Origin of the sequence: Corynebacterium flavescens (genome assembly GCF_008693105.1) — a bacterium.
GTDB lineage: Bacteria > Actinomycetota > Actinomycetes > Mycobacteriales > Mycobacteriaceae > Corynebacterium > Corynebacterium flavescens.
On record NZ_VXKK01000013.1, the window covers coordinates 80,728 to 95,706 of the forward strand.

General features: G+C 61.5%; 15 protein-coding genes. 13 read left to right on the forward strand and 2 right to left on the reverse strand.

Annotated features, from left to right (window positions below; genetic code table 11):
- Positions 1 to 57: 57 nt before the first annotated feature.
- The 4 genes from mshA (at position 58) to F4V60_RS01655 (ending at position 4,284) form a co-directional block, all read left to right on the forward strand.
- Positions 58 to 1,323 (forward strand): D-inositol-3-phosphate glycosyltransferase, encoded by a 1,266-nt coding sequence (mshA, locus tag F4V60_RS01635; RefSeq protein WP_075729037.1) that lies wholly within the window; start codon positions 58 to 60, stop codon positions 1,321 to 1,323.
- Positions 1,324 to 1,438: 115 nt separating this feature from the next.
- On the forward strand, positions 1,439 to 2,185 hold the full coding sequence (locus F4V60_RS01640; protein WP_075729038.1) for a phosphoglyceromutase: 747 nt from the start codon (positions 1,439 to 1,441) through the stop codon (positions 2,183 to 2,185).
- A 141-nt stretch (positions 2,186 to 2,326) separates the two neighbouring features.
- Positions 2,327 to 3,586 (forward strand): sensor histidine kinase, encoded by a 1,260-nt coding sequence (locus F4V60_RS01650; RefSeq protein ID WP_075729039.1) that lies wholly within the window; start codon positions 2,327 to 2,329, stop codon positions 3,584 to 3,586.
- The gene (locus F4V60_RS01655) at positions 3,586 to 4,284 is read left to right on the forward strand and encodes a response regulator transcription factor (protein ID WP_075729040.1); all 699 of its coding nucleotides are present in this window, start codon (positions 3,586 to 3,588) and stop codon (positions 4,282 to 4,284) included. The genes F4V60_RS01650 and F4V60_RS01655 overlap by 1 nt, the downstream gene beginning before the upstream one ends.
- Before the next feature lie 3 nt (positions 4,285 to 4,287).
- Here F4V60_RS01655 and F4V60_RS01660 read toward each other — a convergent pair whose 3' ends face one another.
- Positions 4,288 to 5,238, reverse strand: coding sequence for a DUF3109 family protein (locus tag F4V60_RS01660; protein WP_075729041.1), 951 nt, complete (start codon positions 5,236 to 5,238; stop codon positions 4,288 to 4,290).
- Between the two features lie 33 nt (positions 5,239 to 5,271).
- Here F4V60_RS01660 and F4V60_RS01665 point away from each other — a divergent pair, with 33 nt between their 5' ends.
- The 5 genes from F4V60_RS01665 (at position 5,272) to F4V60_RS01685 (ending at position 9,034) form a co-directional block, all read left to right on the forward strand.
- A complete protein-coding gene (locus F4V60_RS01665; RefSeq protein ID WP_075729042.1) occupies positions 5,272 to 6,201 on the forward strand; it encodes a Ppx/GppA family phosphatase in 930 nt (309 codons plus the stop codon).
- 9 nt (positions 6,202 to 6,210) lie between these two features.
- Positions 6,211 to 7,221 carry a hypothetical protein gene (locus F4V60_RS01670; protein ID WP_075729043.1) on the forward strand — a complete coding sequence of 337 codons (1,011 nt, stop codon included), beginning with the start codon at positions 6,211 to 6,213 and terminating at the stop codon, positions 7,219 to 7,221.
- A gap of 94 nt (positions 7,222 to 7,315) precedes the next feature.
- Positions 7,316 to 8,107, forward strand: coding sequence for a pyrroline-5-carboxylate reductase (gene proC, locus F4V60_RS01675; protein ID WP_075729044.1), 792 nt, complete (start codon positions 7,316 to 7,318; stop codon positions 8,105 to 8,107).
- Between the two features lie 290 nt (positions 8,108 to 8,397).
- Complete coding sequence (locus F4V60_RS01680; protein ID WP_075729045.1) at positions 8,398 to 8,586, forward strand: helix-turn-helix domain-containing protein; 189 nt, start codon at positions 8,398 to 8,400, stop codon at positions 8,584 to 8,586.
- Between the two features lie 346 nt (positions 8,587 to 8,932).
- The gene (locus tag F4V60_RS01685; RefSeq protein ID WP_003855542.1) at positions 8,933 to 9,034 is read left to right on the forward strand and encodes a 30S ribosomal protein bS22; all 102 of its coding nucleotides are present in this window, start codon (positions 8,933 to 8,935) and stop codon (positions 9,032 to 9,034) included.
- 99 nt (positions 9,035 to 9,133) lie between these two features.
- Here the strand turns inward: F4V60_RS01685 and F4V60_RS01690 are convergent, their stop codons facing one another.
- Positions 9,134 to 10,123, reverse strand: coding sequence for an HAD family hydrolase (locus F4V60_RS01690; RefSeq protein ID WP_075730973.1), 990 nt, complete (start codon positions 10,121 to 10,123; stop codon positions 9,134 to 9,136).
- 181 nt (positions 10,124 to 10,304) lie between these two features.
- On the opposite strand from F4V60_RS01690, the gene F4V60_RS01695 reads away from it, so the two are divergent.
- From F4V60_RS01695 to F4V60_RS01710, 4 genes are all read left to right on the forward strand, one after another.
- Positions 10,305 to 10,547 carry a glutaredoxin family protein gene (locus F4V60_RS01695; RefSeq protein ID WP_075729046.1) on the forward strand — a complete coding sequence of 81 codons (243 nt, stop codon included), beginning with the start codon at positions 10,305 to 10,307 and terminating at the stop codon, positions 10,545 to 10,547.
- A gap of 193 nt (positions 10,548 to 10,740) precedes the next feature.
- Positions 10,741 to 12,123, forward strand: coding sequence for a glutamyl-tRNA reductase (locus F4V60_RS01700; protein ID WP_075729047.1), 1,383 nt, complete (start codon positions 10,741 to 10,743; stop codon positions 12,121 to 12,123).
- On the forward strand, positions 12,124 to 13,008 hold the full coding sequence (gene hemC, locus F4V60_RS01705) for a hydroxymethylbilane synthase (protein WP_075729048.1): 885 nt from the start codon (positions 12,124 to 12,126) through the stop codon (positions 13,006 to 13,008).
- Between the two features lie 241 nt (positions 13,009 to 13,249).
- The gene (locus F4V60_RS01710) at positions 13,250 to 14,959 is read left to right on the forward strand and encodes a bifunctional uroporphyrinogen-III C-methyltransferase/uroporphyrinogen-III synthase (RefSeq protein ID WP_075729049.1); all 1,710 of its coding nucleotides are present in this window, start codon (positions 13,250 to 13,252) and stop codon (positions 14,957 to 14,959) included.
- The last annotated feature ends 20 nt before the right edge of the window (positions 14,960 to 14,979 follow it).

Genomic DNA, 14,979 nt, shown 5'->3' on the forward strand with positions numbered 1-14,979 from the left:
CCTTTCGGGTACGGAGGTTTAGCACCGGCCAGTATACCGCCGCTAGGATAGGGCGCTATGCGCATCGCCATGATCTCCATGCACACCTCTCCCATTGAACAACCAGGCTCGGGGGATGCGGGGGGCATGAATGTCTATGTCATCAACGTGGCCCGCCAATTGGCGCGCCAAGGAGTTGACGTCGATATCTATACGCGCGCCACTCGTCCCAGCCAGGGCGAAATCGTGGAGGTCGAGCCGCGCCTGCGCGTTATCAATATCGTGGCCGGGCCCTATGAGGGGTTGAGTAAGGAAGAGCTCCCCACACAAATGGTCGCCTTCACCGGCGGCTTGGTGCAATTTGTTAAGTGCCATGGGCTGCACTACGATCTCATCCACTCGCACTATTGGCTCTCCGGCCAGGTGGGGTGGCTGTTGAGGGATCTGTGGGGACTGCCACTCGTGCACACAGCGCACACCCTGGCGGCAGTTAAGAACCAATACCGCAGCGGGGATGATACCCAGGAGTCCGAAGCACGCCGCATCTGTGAGCAGCAGCTGGTGGATAACGCGGATGTTCTCGTGGTCAACACTGAGCAGGAGGCTCGCGATCTCATCCGGCATTATGATGCCGATCCTTCACACATTCAGGTGGTATCTCCCGGTGCTGACACCGAGCTCTTTACACCTGGCAGCGATCGCAATACCGAGCGCTCCCGCCGCGAACTGGGCATTCCCCTGCACGCTAAGGTCGTCGCCTTTGTTGGGCGCCTGCAAAAGTTTAAGGGGCCGGACGTGTTGATTCGGGCCGCCGCAGAGCTCTTTCGCCGTGATCCCGAGCGCAACCTGCGCGTCATCATCTGCGGCGGTCCCTCGGGCGCCGATGCCAGCTCCGAGAGCTACCACGCCTTGGTGCGGGAGCTAGGCATGTCCTGTCACGTGCGTTTCTTACAGCCGCGCCCCCCAGAGGAGCTGGTCTCGATTTATCGCGCCGCCGACATCGTGGCTGTTCCCAGCTATAACGAGTCCTTCGGCCTAGTGGCCCTTGAGGCACAGGCTTCTGGCACCCCGGTCGTGGCCGCGCGCGTGGGCGGGCTGCCCATAGCTGTGGCCGAGGGTGAAACCGGTGAGTTGGTCGAGGGACACTCCGCTGCGGCCTGGGCGGATGCACTCGCGCGGCTCCTTGATGACGATGACACCCGCATCGCCATGGGGGAGGCGGCAGTCCACCACGCGGCCCGCTTTAGCTGGGCGGCGTCGGCTAGCTTATTGCGGGACATCTACCAGCAGGCGCTGGCGATCGAGGTCCCCGATTGTCATCAGCGGCACGCGGCTGGCGCTTAATCCTCCCGCGAAGATCACAGGTTGCGCGATTACTTCGGCGCTAGGACGAGCACGAAATGTGAGTCCCGCCCCAATCTCTCGGAACTTTCTTTCAGTTCATGGCATGCTGGTGGCTATGAGTAACGGAAAGCTAATTCTCCTTCGTCATGGTCAATCACAGTGGAACGAGTCCAACCAATTCACCGGCTGGGTAGACGTCGATCTCACCGCCAAGGGTGAGGCCGAGGCAAAGCACGGCGGCGAGCTGCTCAAGGAGCAGGGAATCCTGCCCGAGGTGGTTTATACCTCGTTGCTGCGCCGTGCCATCCGCACCGCGAACATCTCCCTCGACGCTGCTGATCGCCTCTGGATTCCCGTCGTGCGTGACTGGCGTCTCAACGAGCGTCACTACGGTGCGCTCCAGGGTCTCAACAAGGCAGAAACCAAGGAAAAGTACGGCGAAGAGCAGTTCATGGCTTGGCGCCGTTCTTATGGCACCCCGCCACCCGAGCTCGAGGATGGCGCTGAGTACAGCCAGGCCGGAGACCCGCGCTACGCTGACCTGCCGCACGTGCCGCGCACCGAGTGCCTCAAGGACGTCGTCGAGCGCTTCGTCCCCTACTTCGAGGAAGAAATCCTGCCTCGTGCAAAGAAGGGTGAGGTCGTCCTCATCGCCGCGCACGGCAACTCCCTGCGCGCGCTGGTCAAGCACCTCGACGGCATCTCCGATGAGGACATTGCGGGTCTCAACATTCCTACCGGCATTCCGCTGCTCTATGAGATCACACCTGAGGGTGGAGTGGTCAACCCCGGCGGCACCTACCTGGATCCGGAGGCTGCCGCAGCTGGCGCCGCCGCAGTGGCTGCCCAAGGCGCAAAATAAGCACAGTAACGCGCCGCGTGCAGGCGGCTCAGCGTCTGCCGCGTCGCCTTGTGTGCGTCAGCTAACGCACTAGTTAGACTGCGAAGATCCCCGGGGTGGGCATATACTCCCTGGGGATTCTTTCGTTTTGAGGCAGGGCAATTGGAAATTCTTCTCGCTTTCCTGGCAGGCGTGGCCGTATGCGGTCTCGCCATTCCGCTATACGCGCGTGTGCGTGCCCGCATTCAGCGCTACCGCCAATCCGCCGATACGGATGCCAACCAGGTCAATACGCTCAGCCAAGTCTTGCACCTAGCGGTGCAGGGCTCGCCCACTGGCGTGGCGGTGTTGTCGCGGGATAAAGAGGTCCTCTTGTCCAACACTTCTGCCCATGAGATGGCCATTGTCCATGATCGCTCCGTCAACCCCAATATTTGGTCCGTGGCCGGTGAGGTCTTTGAGGATATGGAAACCCGTACCCTCGACATCGCCATCCCCAAGCGCCGCACTGGGCACCGCGTGACGCAGGTGCAGGCTGTTATCAAGCCGCTCAGTCTCAATGATGACCGCTTCGTCATCATCTACGGCACCGATGAGTCGGAATCCGTGCGCATGGAGTCGGCGCGCCGAGACTTCGTGGCCAACGTCTCTCATGAACTCAAGACCCCTGTGGGCGGCATCGCGCTTTTGGCGGAGGCTCTTTTGCAGGATACGGGGGACCCCGAGCACGTTGAGTACTTCGGCTCTCGGGTGCAAAAGGAAGCCACGCGCTTGGGAGAGATGGTCAGCGAGCTCATCTCCTTGTCCAAGCTGCAGGGAGCGGAGGCGCTGCCTGAGATGGAGCCCTTGCGCATCGATGATGTGGTTGATGAGGCGATCAACCGCAATCAGCTGATGGCGGAGTCCTTCTCTATCGAGCTCACGCGCGGGGAGGCAGTAGGGGTCAAGGTCTTAGGGGATCGCTCTCTATTAGTCACCGCCATCTCCAACCTTATTTCTAATGCCATCCACTACTCTCCAGAGGAGGTGTCGGTGTCTATTTCGCAGAAGGTCGTCGGCGGGGAAGTGGTGCTCGTCCGGGTGACTGATCGCGGCATCGGCATCGCCCCTGAGGATCAGAAACGCGTGTTCGAGCGCTTCTTCCGCGTAGACAAGGCCCGCTCGCGGCAGACGGGTGGCACTGGCCTAGGATTGGCAATTGTAAAGCACGTGGTGGCCAATCATGGCGGCAATATTAAGTTGTGGTCGCGTCCGGGCACAGGTTCTACGTTCACCATTGAGCTGCCCATTTATAAAGAAGAAAAGCCGGCGGAGTCTGCCGGGAAACAGGATAATCTCAAAGAGGGAGCTGTTAAGTCCGCAGCTTCAGGGTTGCCGCGCGCGGTTGTGCGCGCCGCAGCACGTCGAAAGGATAAAGCATAATGACCACTATCCTCATCGTCGAAGATGAAGAGTCGCTGGCGGATCCGCTTGCGTTTCTCCTCCGCAAGGAAGGCTTCGAAACGGTTGTCGCCAATGATGGCCCCACCGCCCTGGAGGAGTTCGCGCGCAATGACATCGACATTGTCTTGCTCGACCTCATGCTTCCGGGCATGTCCGGCACCGATGTGTGCAAGCAGCTGCGGGCAGTATCTTCTGTTCCCGTCATTATGGTTACCGCGCGCGACTCGGAGATTGACAAGGTCGTAGGCCTCGAGCTCGGCGCGGATGACTACGTGACCAAGCCCTATTCTTCGCGCGAACTCATCGCCCGTATCCGCGCGGTGCTGCGCCGCGGGCAGGATTCCTCCGGGGATCACGCGGATGCGGACTTTGATGACCAGATTCTCGAGGGCGGGCGCGTGCGCATGGACGTCGAACGCCATACCGTCATCGTCGCGGGTGCCCCAGTGGCAATGCCCCTCAAAGAATTCGACCTACTGGAATACTTACTGCGCAACATCGGCCGAGTACTCACGCGCGGCCAGCTCATCGATCGCATCTGGGGTGCGGACTACGTCGGGGACACCAAGACCCTCGACGTTCATGTCAAGCGTCTGCGTTCCAAGATCGAGGAGGAGCCCTCCCGTCCACGCCACCTCGTCACCGTGCGTGGCCTGGGCTATAAGTTCGAGCTTTAGCGCCTAGGCGTTAGCCCCACGAGAACTGACAGGGCCCTTGCGCTGGTTCTGTTCTGGATAAGCATGAGCCTCCACGCTGGCAGGGTGGCGCGATAGGCCTACCCCTACGGCGGCGGCACGCTCGCGCGCGCTGCAATGGGAGGCCAGAATCTCATAGCATTCCTCGCCCATGAGGGCGATGAGCTCCGTCTTTTGGGAGCGCCACATGGGAGCCGCGGAGGTATGGCAGGCGGAATCGCCGCTGCAATACCAGTCGAAGTCCTCGCCGCCGTTGCCCCACCCGCGGCGATCGTATTCGCCGATGGTGGTGCGCAGGATCTCCTGGCCATCGGTGCGTTCTTCGTAGGCCTCATGCCGGCGCAGCGGCAGCTGCCAGCACACCTCGGGCTTGGCTACCGTGAGGTCGGCTCCGGCCTCGAGCGCCCATTGATGGATGGCACAGCCAGCACCAGTGCCCCAGCCGGCGCGGTTGGCAAAGATACACGCCCCATCCACGATGGACGTTTTCAACGCCGGCTCCGGCTCCCCGTCCTCGCCATCGAGCTCGTCCCATTCCAGCCAGGGCTCTAGCTCTATGGGGTCCTCCGATTGCAGGTACCTATCTACCCCCGCCGGGCGCAGCTGCCAAAAACGAGCGGGCATCTGCGCGACGGCGTCATATAGCTGGTCGCGGTCCGTCTCATCAGCCATGTAGGCGCCGTGGACGCAGCAGCCCACCTCGGGGCTTTGCTTGTCGATGCCGTGACAAGCCGCCGTACCAAATTGGCAGCTGTAGTGCGATTCCAACCACGTCAGATCGATGCTGAAGAGGTGGTAGGGGTCCTCTGGATCACAAAACTCGAACCATTCGCGCGGAAAATCAGGGGCGACTTCGCGGCCGGCGCGGATAGAGGCTGCGGCGGGTGAGGAGGCGGGAAAACCGAGATAGACCTCGGTGGATTTCGGGCGATTCACACCTCCCCACGGTAGACCTACTACGCTAAGAGTGTGCGATTAGGTGTATTAGACGTCGGAAGTAATACCGTCCACTTGGTCGCGGTAGATGCCGCGACCGGTGGACGGCCATCTCCCATGAGCGATTGGAAGACCCCGCTGCGGCTCGTCGAGCAGCTGGACAAGGATGGAAACATCCATGACAAGGGTCTAAAGAAGCTCATTGCGGCGGTCGATGAAGCCAACGAGTTGGGCCAAAAGCTCGGCTGTGATGAGTTCATCGCCTTTGCCACCTCCGCAGTGCGCTCTGCCCCCAACTCCGAGCACGTGCTCGATGAGGTGGAGAAGGCCACGGGCGTGCGCCTGGAGATCCTCTCCGGCGTCGAAGAGGCGCGGCTGACATTCCTGGCCGTGCGGCGCTGGTATGGCTGGTCTGCAGGCCGTATCACCAACCTCGATATCGGCGGTGGTTCCCTCGAACTATCCACCGGCACTGATGAACAGCCGGATTTGGCCTTCTCTCTGGACTTGGGTGCTGGGCGCCTGACCCATAATTGGTTCGATACCGATCCTCCCGGCAAGAAGAAGGTCAGCATGCTCCGGGACTATATCGATGCTGAGTTGGTCGATGTCACTGCGCAGATGAGCAACCTGGGCCCGGCAGGACTGGCAGTCGGAACCTCAAAAACCTTCCGCACGCTGGCACGATTGACTGGTGCTGCGCCTTCTTCAGCCGGCCCTTATATGAAGCGGACGCTGACCGCGCCTGGTCTGCGGCAGTTGATTTCTTTCATCTCGCGCATGACCGCAGCAGACAGGGCAGACCTGGAAGGTGTAAGTTCAGACCGTTCGCATCAAATCGTGGCCGGTGCGTTGGTGGCGGAGGCCAGCATGCGCGCTCTGGGCATCGACAAGCTAGAAATTTGCCCTTGGGCACTTCGAGAGGGCGTAATTTTACGCCGAACTGACAAGGGACTGGAATAGGAAGAGATCATGGCTGACGAAAAACAGTTGACCGTGGCGGAACTGCTCGCGCGTAATAATAAGGAGCGGAGCGCTCACGGTGACGCCTCCTCTGAAGGCGAGGGATCGCGCCGCCGTCATCGTCGCAGCATCGACGAGGGTGGTATCTCCGTAGCGGAGCTGACCGGCAATCTAGAAAAGGTCAAGGCTACCCCGGCCCAGTCCAAGCACTCCAGCGTGCCCATTGATAAGACCGCCCCGGTCATTCCTGCGCCCCCTAAGCCTGCAGAGGAAGAGAAGCCGGAGCCGGAGCGGGCGAAGGCGGCCACGCCGGCTAAGTCTGCAGAGTCAGCAAAGTCTGCGGAGTCACAAAAGCCTGCCAAGCCTGCCAAGCCTGACTCCGGCAAGGCTGCATCGTCGGACGCCGACAAGGTTGCATCGTCGGACGCCGACAGCGCCCCTTCTCTGGACGTCGACAAGCAACCAGCGGAAGAAGCTACGGCGAAGAAGCCGCAGCCTTCCACGGATGACACCACCGTATTCAACCGCGTTCCGCAGGCTCCTGCTGCAGTAGTGGAGCCGGAGTCCAAGGCTAAGGTTGCACAGACTCCTGCTACTGCGGAAGAAGAGCCTTCCAGCGCCGCCGGACAGGGCGCAGCAGTTGCTGCTCCGGCAGTTGCTACTCCGGCAGAGGACATCGACAGCGAGGCTATCGATGGAGAGTCCGCGGAGTCTGAGGTTGGGCCCGAGCTGGAGAGTGATTCCGAGGAGGGCGAGGAAGAAGACTCTAAGCTCAACGCTTTCTCCATCATCCTCTTGGCAGTGATTGGCATCGTCGTCGGTGCGGTTGTATTCAAGGGATTTGAGATCTTGTGGGATCGCTTCGACCGCATCGTCGTTGCCGTGCTCGCCATCATGGTCACAGCGGCCAGCGTGGGCGCCGTCCACGCGTTGCGCACTGTGCGTGACCGTTTCTCCATGGTCTTGGCTGCCTTTGTTGGCCTGGTGCTGACCTTCGGACCCTTGCTTCTTGTCATGTAGTTCTTTCTTCGCCGCGCTTGTCCGCGCAGAATTTTCGGCCCGGTTTCCTCTGCGGAGGTAGCCGGGCCGATTCCTTTCTGGCACTGTGGAGGGCATGACAAAGATTGCAGTTTTAGGCGGAGGACAAATCGGAGAAGCCCTAGTTTCAGGGCTGATAGCAGCGGGTTTCCCGGCTGCGGACGTGGTGGTGACGAACCGCCGCCAAGCGCGGGGCGCCGAGCTGGAGGAGACCTACGGGGTGTCGACCACCAGCAACAATGAGCAGGCTATCGCGGGTGCGGACTACGTATTCCTGTGCGTCAAGCCCTATGCCATCATCGAGCTCTTGGAGGGTCTGCACCCAGGCAAGGAATCGGTATTCATCTCCATGGCCGCGGGCCTGACCCTCAACGCGCTGGAGGCCGCGGTCCCACAGGGCACTCCGGTGATTCGCGTCATGCCCAATACACCCATGCTGGTGGGGGCAGGTATGAGCACGCTAGCCCCGGGAACGGCTGTTTCTGAGGAACAGACTGCGCAGGTGGTCAAGCTGCTTGAATCCGTCGGTGAGGTCGAAGTAATCGCGGACAAGGACATGGATGCCGCCGCGGCGCTGCAAGGCTCGGCTCCGGCGTACTTCTTCCTCATTGCAGAGGCGCTTATCGACGCAGGGGTACAGCTTGGTCTAACGCGCGATAGCGCCCAGCGCATGGTCACGCAGACAGTAGCCGGCTCGGGCAAGATGCTCACGGATTCCGGCCGTGACCCTGTGACCCTGCGTGCCAATGTCACCTCGCCCGGTGGAACAACCGCCGCCGCATTGCGTGAGTTGGAGGAGTCAGGACTGCGCGGAGCCTTCTTCCGTGCTGCTGAGGCCTGTGCGCAGCGCTCTAAAGAACTTGGTTAGAGCGCTTGGCCTGAGTGTTGGGCTAAGGAACTGCCCAAACGGACACAATCCATCGCCAAAGGGCGATATGGCGTTACTATCGCCCCCATTTGGGGGCGTTTAGGGCGCGGGTCCTGTGACACCTGTTGCGCGGGGTGTTTCTGGGTGACTTAGGGGGCGAAAGTTAAGAAAATTGGCTCTTGGGTCGCATTAATCACAAGTTTCACGATAGGCTAGTTAAAGCACGTGCGTGATTGTCCTGTAGGAGGGGAAGCCTACAGCGCGTCGCGAGCTGAAGGATTAGATAAATTATGGCTAATGAAGATAAAGGGACCTTTCTAACCATCGCCGAGGTTGCGGAGATTATGCGCGTCTCAAAGATGACGGTTTATCGTTTGGTCCATGCGGGCGAGATGCCGGCTGTGCGCGTGGGACGCTCGTTCCGTGTCCATGAGTCCGCCGTCACCGAGTATCTTGAGGCCTCCGTTTACGGGGCCTAACAAGTACTGCTAAGTAAGTACTGCAACCGGTACTGGGATGCGAAGAAAGCCGCATCATTAGGCAGCGCCCACCACTGTAGATCCGCTGGGTCCGCGGTGGTGGGCGTTGTTTATGCCTTCTTAAGGCCGTGCTCATGGCATGCACGAGCATTGCTTTAATGCCGACCCGCTTTTGGAGCTGGGACATAGCCTAGGTATGATGGGGAGCATTCGTGTCGACACCCGCGCCTGTGTCTTTCCAGCTGCATACGCGGCTGGGGTTGCTTAGAGTGCACCTTTGCGGCCATTTCCGGGCTACTGTCGGCAGGTTTAGTACGTACTAACTGCGAAAGTGAGGAAACCAGTAATGGGTTCTGTTATTAAGAAGCGCCGCAAGCGCATGTCCAAGAAGAAGCACCGCAAGATGCTGCGCCGTACTCGCGTGCAGCGTCGTAAGCTCGGCAAGTAAGAGCTTCTTCTCTAATGCCTCGGCAGTCTTTTCCTCGTGGATGAGACTGCCGGGGCCTTAGTGCGTTTCTGGGGCGGAGAAGAGGTTGCAGTGAGCTATCTACCGCCGTAGCCAGCGCCATGAGCCATAGGAGAGAGCGCCGGTGACGAGGGCGGGCAGGCCGTAGGAGCGGATGGCACGGCGGATGGAGCGGTAGTCGCGCACGAGCCAGCCGCGCTCCTCAGCAATACGGCGCAGCTTGCGGTCAGGGTTAATGGCGACGGCAGTGCCCACCATGGAGAGCATGGGGACGTCATTGGCGGAGTCTGAGTAGGCGGTGCAACGCTCGAGATCGAGGCCTTCGATGGTGGCCAGCGCAGCCACGGCGTGGGTCTTGCCCGGGCCGTGGAGGATGTCACCCACGAGGCGCCCGGTGAACTTGCCGTCCTTGACCTCCGCAACGGTGCCGAGGGCGCCGGTGAAGCCGAATCGGCGAGCAAGGATCTGTGCCAGCTGCACGGGGGTGGCGGTGACGAGCCAGACCTGCTGCCCGGCGGCTAGGTGCATTTGGGCGAGCTGATTGGTGCCGGGGTAGGCGCGGCGAGCCAAGGAGGCGTCCACGATCTCCTCACAGAGCTCGGTGAGATCCTCCACGCTGCGGCCTTTGACAAACTCCAAGGCTTGGGTGCGTCCGGCGGCAACATCGGCGGCGTTCTCGGAGCCGGAGACCCGGAACTTGAGCTGTTTCCACGCCACCGGCAGGATCTCGGAGAGCTTGAAGTAGCGCTTGCGGGCGAGCCCGAAGGCGAACTCCACCAGCGAGGAGCCCTGGATGAGGGTGTTATCCACGTCGAAGAAGGCAGCGGCGCCGACATCCTCAGGAACGTCCGGATCGGGGGCGGTGAGCCGCTGGCTGCCAGCCGCAGCATAGGAGCCGGAGACGGAATCCACCCCGGAGGCGAAGGACTCCAGGTCAATGCCGAAGACCTCCAGCGCGGCCGCCGCAGCTGCTTCGCCCGCCTCTTTCTGAGACTTCTCATCCACGGGTGGGAGCGCCTGGGTTTCCAAGAAGTTGCGCAGGTTTCCACGCGAGGCCGTCCAGTTAGCCAAGAAGGCCCGGGGCGACTCAGGGAATCCGGGGGGTTGCGGGGAGGAGGCTGGCACGAGGAGAGGAAACAGCTTTCGTTTTCGGGATAGGTGATATCGGGATACGTGGTCGAGATACCTTACTGACGTGCCCATAGTATCCTCTTTAATCTAACCTTGATACCGGTAGAGGAGAACCCCGTATATGGCACGTCGGATAGTGGAATTTATGGTGCGCACTGGCTGCGGATCGTGCAGCCGCGTCTATGAGCAGATCCTTCCCGTGGTCGAGGCAGCGGGGGCAACGCTTCAGGTGCGCAATGTGGAGGAAGAAAAAGAACTGAATATGGAGTACGGGGATCGCGTTCCAGTAGTGGTCATAGACGGCGAAGAGTTCGCGTGCTGGGAAGTGGAGAACGCTGAGTTGGCTGCTGAGCTGGCGCGCTGAGTCGGGGGAAGAAGAGGTATTTCTGCGGGTTTATGAATACAATTGCGGAAATGGCTGGCGCGCCAGCAAGCGGCGCGGCCGGCAGCCTGCGTCAGACGCGGCGCGCTGGGTTTCGGATTTTCCCAGTAAACCAGGTAGTCTTTTGGTTGATTTCGATCAATCAAAGGATTGATGTGACTGTGGAGGAATGTGCATGAGTGTGCTCGTCGTGGGGATGTCCCACCAGTCGGCACCGGTAGCGCTGCTAGAAAAGTTAAGCATGGACCCGGCGGTACAAAACAACGCCTGCGGGATGCTCATCCACTCCGGCTCTTTGTCGGAGGCGATGATCATCTCCACGTGCAACCGCCTGGAAGTCTATACGGTGACCAACTCCTTTCACACGGGAGTACAAGACGTGGTGCGTACCCTCACGGAGATCTCCGGTGTAGAGGAAGACGCGCTGCGTAGTTATCTCTACGTTCGCTACGCCGATGCCGCCGCAGAGCACCTCATGACCGTCACCGCTGGACTGGATTCCATGGTCATGGGTGAACAGCAGATCATCGGCCAGGTACGCACGGCCTATCAGCTGGCCGCGGATCAAGGCACGGTGGGGCCACGCATCCATTCGCTGGCGCAGTCGGCGCTGCATGCCGGCAAGCGCGTGCATACGGAGACCAGCATCGATGAGGCAGGTGTCTCGATGGTCTCTTTCGCCTTCGATCAGGCGCTACAACGCATGGGCGTCAAAGATCTAAGCGGCAAGAAGGTTCTCGTTCTCGGTGCCGGTGCCATGGCTTCCCTGGCGGCTACGCACGCTGGCAAGCTGGGCGCGGCCGAATTGGTCGTGGCCAACCGCACGCGCGATCGCGCCGAGCGCCTCGCCAGCCATGCTAGGCAGGCCGGGGTGGCAGCGCGCGTCGTTGACTTTGGGGATCGGGCCCGTGCCCTAGGCCAGGTCGATATGGCGATCTCCGCCACGGGAGCGCAGAACTTCACCATTCGCGCCCAGGATATTCCAGTCCTTCCGGCGCGCGCCAAGCTCATGCTCGTTGATCTATCGCTGCCGCGTGACATCGATGACGCCGTCGCCGAGCGCCCAGGCGCTGATCTGGTCAACATTGAAAGGCTCAGCCGTTCCCTCAATGCAGCGGATACAGACGTTGCCGCAGGTACGAGCCCGCATGCGCAGGCGCGGCGGATAGTCAACGAGGAGCTCGAGGCTTATGCCTCCGCGCAACGCGTGCGTGACGTGGTTCCGGCGGTCTCCGCGCTGCGTCGGCGCGCTGCCGATCTGGTGGCGTGCGAGGTAGCTCGGCTCGAGCAGAAGCATCCGGAGCTCGATGAGAAGCAGGTGGGGGACATGAACATGGCCCTCAAACGCGTCGTCGACAAGCTCCTGCACGAGCCCACAGTGCGGGCCAAGAAGCTCGCTGCCGCCTCGGGAACCGTCAGCCACGAACGCGCCCTCCAGGAGCTCTTCGGGCTCCAGCTCGAGGGCAGTGGGGTATCAGTTCCCGCGGATCAGCTGCCGGATTTGGGCCCCACAAATACCGTCCAGCCCCTGCCCCTCAAGACTCAGAAAGAAGCCTAGATGTTCAAGATCGGTACCCGAGGTTCCAAACTTGCCACCACCCAGTCGGGGCATGTGCAACAGTGGCTGGAGGAGGCGGGGCACCCTGCCGAGCTGCACATCGTTACCACTGCGGGGGATACCAATATGGCCCCCGTCGAGCGTATCGGCGTGGGCGTGTTTACCCAGGCGCTGCGGGAGGCGCTGGACAAGGGCGAGTGCGATATTGCGGTGCATTCCTTCAAGGATCTGCCCACCGCCCCCGATGAGCGTTTCCGGCTGGTTGTTCCCCGCCGCGCTGATTCCCGCGAGGCCCTGGTGGCGCGCGATGGAATGCGCCTGCAGGACCTGCCGCAGGGCGCGCGGGTGGGAACCTCGGCACCGCGTCGCATTAGCCAGCTCAAGGCGCTGCGCCCGGATCTGGATATTCGCCCCCTGCGTGGCAACATCGACACCCGCATGTCGAAGGTGACCGATGGTGAGCTCGACGCCGTGGTCTTGGCCTATGCGGGGCTGATGCGCGCGGACTACCAGGATCGCGCCACCGAGGTCTTTGACCCAGAAGTATTCATGCCGGCTCCGGCCCAGGGCGCACTGGCCTTGGAGGCCAAGATTGGTACCGCCGCCGCTGCCGCCTTGGATGAATTGGTTGATACCGCGGCCACCTTTGCCGCGGTGGGAGAGCGCACAGTGCTCTCTCGCCTGGAGGCGGGTTGTACTGCTCCGGTAGCGGCTACCTCGCACTGGGAGGGCGAGGAACTCGTGGTGCGCGGGGGAGTCTTCGCCCTCGATGGTTCGCGGCAGATTCTGGCCACGGCGCGCGGTGCGGCGGAGTCGGCGGCAGAACTAGGCCGCGGGGTCTCCGAGGAGCTTTTTGCCCATGGGGCCGCCGAGATCCTGCAGTGATGGTTTCTGCAATGGTTTCTGCGTTAATTTCACCTTTAAGCGTTAATAAATTAAGGTGTACCTAGCATACAATCATTGCTTCCCAATGATTCGGTCCACCTTAAGGGCATCCCAGGACGTTTGACCTGGGATTTTGTCCGTTATGTACTGATTTCGCACCCCGCCCGCTGGCTTCAGGGCAAACGTCGCACTCGATCATCTCCGCGCGTGACGCCTGAGTCCCGATTTAGAAAAGAACCTTATGAGCAATGCCGTGCCCGAGAACCAGCCCAAACTGGGGAACCCCGAGCTGGGAAAGATCATCTTTGTCGGTGCTGGCCCAGGCAATCCTGACTTATTGACCGTTCGTGCACGGGAAGTTTTGGCCTCCACGGCCGTGGCCATCGTGGAGCCCGAGGTCCTCGGCTCCGTCCGCGAGATCATTGCCTCCGCCGTCCCAGTTCCCAAGGAGTTGGTTGACGCCGCCGAGGAAGAATACGCACGCATGTGCGCCGCGGCTAAAGAGGCAGGCGCGCGCCGCAAGCCACCGCGTCCGGCAGAACCCACTGCGGCAGTTATCCATGTCCAAGAAGGGGTTCCCGGCGAGGACATCGTTCCCCAGCTGTGCGCGGCCTTGGAAGAGGCACAGGGGGGCGACGTTATCCGTCTCGTGGCCGGAAACCCGCTCAACAGGGATTCCATTAAGGCGGAGATCAACGCGGTTGCCTCCGCGGGCCTGGAGTTCCAGGTTGTACCCGGTATGTCCCTTCCTTCTACCGTGCCTTCTTTTGCCGGTCTCGCGCTGGGCTCGACCTATACCGAGGCGGATGTCACCGGCGGGGCCGATTGGGAAGCGCTGGCCAATGCCACCCAGCCCATAGTTCTGCAGGCCACCGCAGCGGATCTTCCGCTCATCTCCGCGAAGTTGCAGGAGTTTGGGATGCCGGCTGATACCGAGGCCTATGTCACCGTGCATGGCACCACTCGGTTGCAGCGCACCCATGAGACCACGCTGGGAACGTTGGGCAAGCTCGATGCCGAGCTCAGCGGTAGCCTCGTCGTGACGCTGGGCCGCAGTTTCGATGATCGCTCCAAGTACTCGTGGTGGGAAAACCGTCCGCTCTACGGCTGGCGCGTGCTCGTCCCGCGCACGAAGGAGCAGGCAGCGGCCATGTCCGCCCGCTTGGCTGGCTACGGGGCTATTCCGCAGTCGGTGCCCACGATTTCCGTGGAGCCCCCGCGCAACCCCGCGCAGATGGAGCGCGCCATCAAGGGAATCGTCGAGGGCCGCTACAAGTGGATAGTTTTTACCTCCGTCAACGCCGTCACGGCCGTATGGCGCAAGATCGCCGAGCTCGGCTTGGACGCGCGTGACTTCGCTGGCGTTCACCTCGCCGCGGTGGGGCAGAAGACGGCGGATGCCGTCCGCGCCAAGGGTATGGTTCCGGAGCTGCTTCCCCCAGCCGCCAAGCAGAATGCCGAAGGCTTGGTTGAGGTATTCCCCAACTACGTCGAGGACATCGATGCGGTGGGTCGCGTGCTTCTTCCGCGCGCTGACATTGCAGGCGAGGCCCTGGTTACTGGGCTAGAGGAGCTGGGCTGGGAGGTCGATGATGTCGTGGCTTATCGCACGGTTCGCGCCGCGCCGCCTTCGGCCGAGATCCGGGACATGATCAAGTCCGGCGGATTCGACGCGGTGGCCTTTACCTCGGGCTCTACCGTGCGCAACCTCGTCGGTATAGCCGGTAAGCCCCATACCCGTACCATCATCGCTTGCATTGGCCCCTCCACCAAGGCGGCGGCTGAGGAGATGGGTCTGCGCGTTGACGTGGTGCCCGAGGTTGCGGATGTGCCCTCGCTTATCGACGGTCTTGCTGAGCACGTCGCAGCCCTCCGCGCCGCCGGAAACCTTCCCGCGCCCCGCAAGAAGCGTCGTTCGCGCAAGAAGGCTACTAAGGTCGAGAAGGCATAGATTTTCCTCAACCTCGCTCA

Coding starts and splice junctions, on each gene's coding strand:
- mshA (WP_075729037.1), top strand. CDS start 58: ATGCGCATCGCCATGATCTCCATGCACACCTCTCCCATTGAACAACCA.
- F4V60_RS01640 (WP_075729038.1), top strand. CDS start 1,439: ATGAGTAACGGAAAGCTAATTCTCCTTCGTCATGGTCAATCACAGTGG.
- F4V60_RS01655 (WP_075729040.1), top strand. CDS start 3,586: ATGACCACTATCCTCATCGTCGAAGATGAAGAGTCGCTGGCGGATCCG.
- F4V60_RS01670 (WP_075729043.1), top strand. CDS start 6,211: ATGGCTGACGAAAAACAGTTGACCGTGGCGGAACTGCTCGCGCGTAAT.
- proC (WP_075729044.1), top strand. CDS start 7,316: ATGACAAAGATTGCAGTTTTAGGCGGAGGACAAATCGGAGAAGCCCTA.
- F4V60_RS01680 (WP_075729045.1), top strand. CDS start 8,398: ATGGCTAATGAAGATAAAGGGACCTTTCTAACCATCGCCGAGGTTGCG.
- F4V60_RS01685 (WP_003855542.1), top strand. CDS start 8,933: ATGGGTTCTGTTATTAAGAAGCGCCGCAAGCGCATGTCCAAGAAGAAG.
- F4V60_RS01695 (WP_075729046.1), top strand. CDS start 10,305: ATGGCACGTCGGATAGTGGAATTTATGGTGCGCACTGGCTGCGGATCG.
- F4V60_RS01700 (WP_075729047.1), top strand. CDS start 10,741: ATGAGTGTGCTCGTCGTGGGGATGTCCCACCAGTCGGCACCGGTAGCG.
- hemC (WP_075729048.1), top strand. CDS start 12,124: ATGTTCAAGATCGGTACCCGAGGTTCCAAACTTGCCACCACCCAGTCG.
- F4V60_RS01710 (WP_075729049.1), top strand. CDS start 13,250: ATGAGCAATGCCGTGCCCGAGAACCAGCCCAAACTGGGGAACCCCGAG.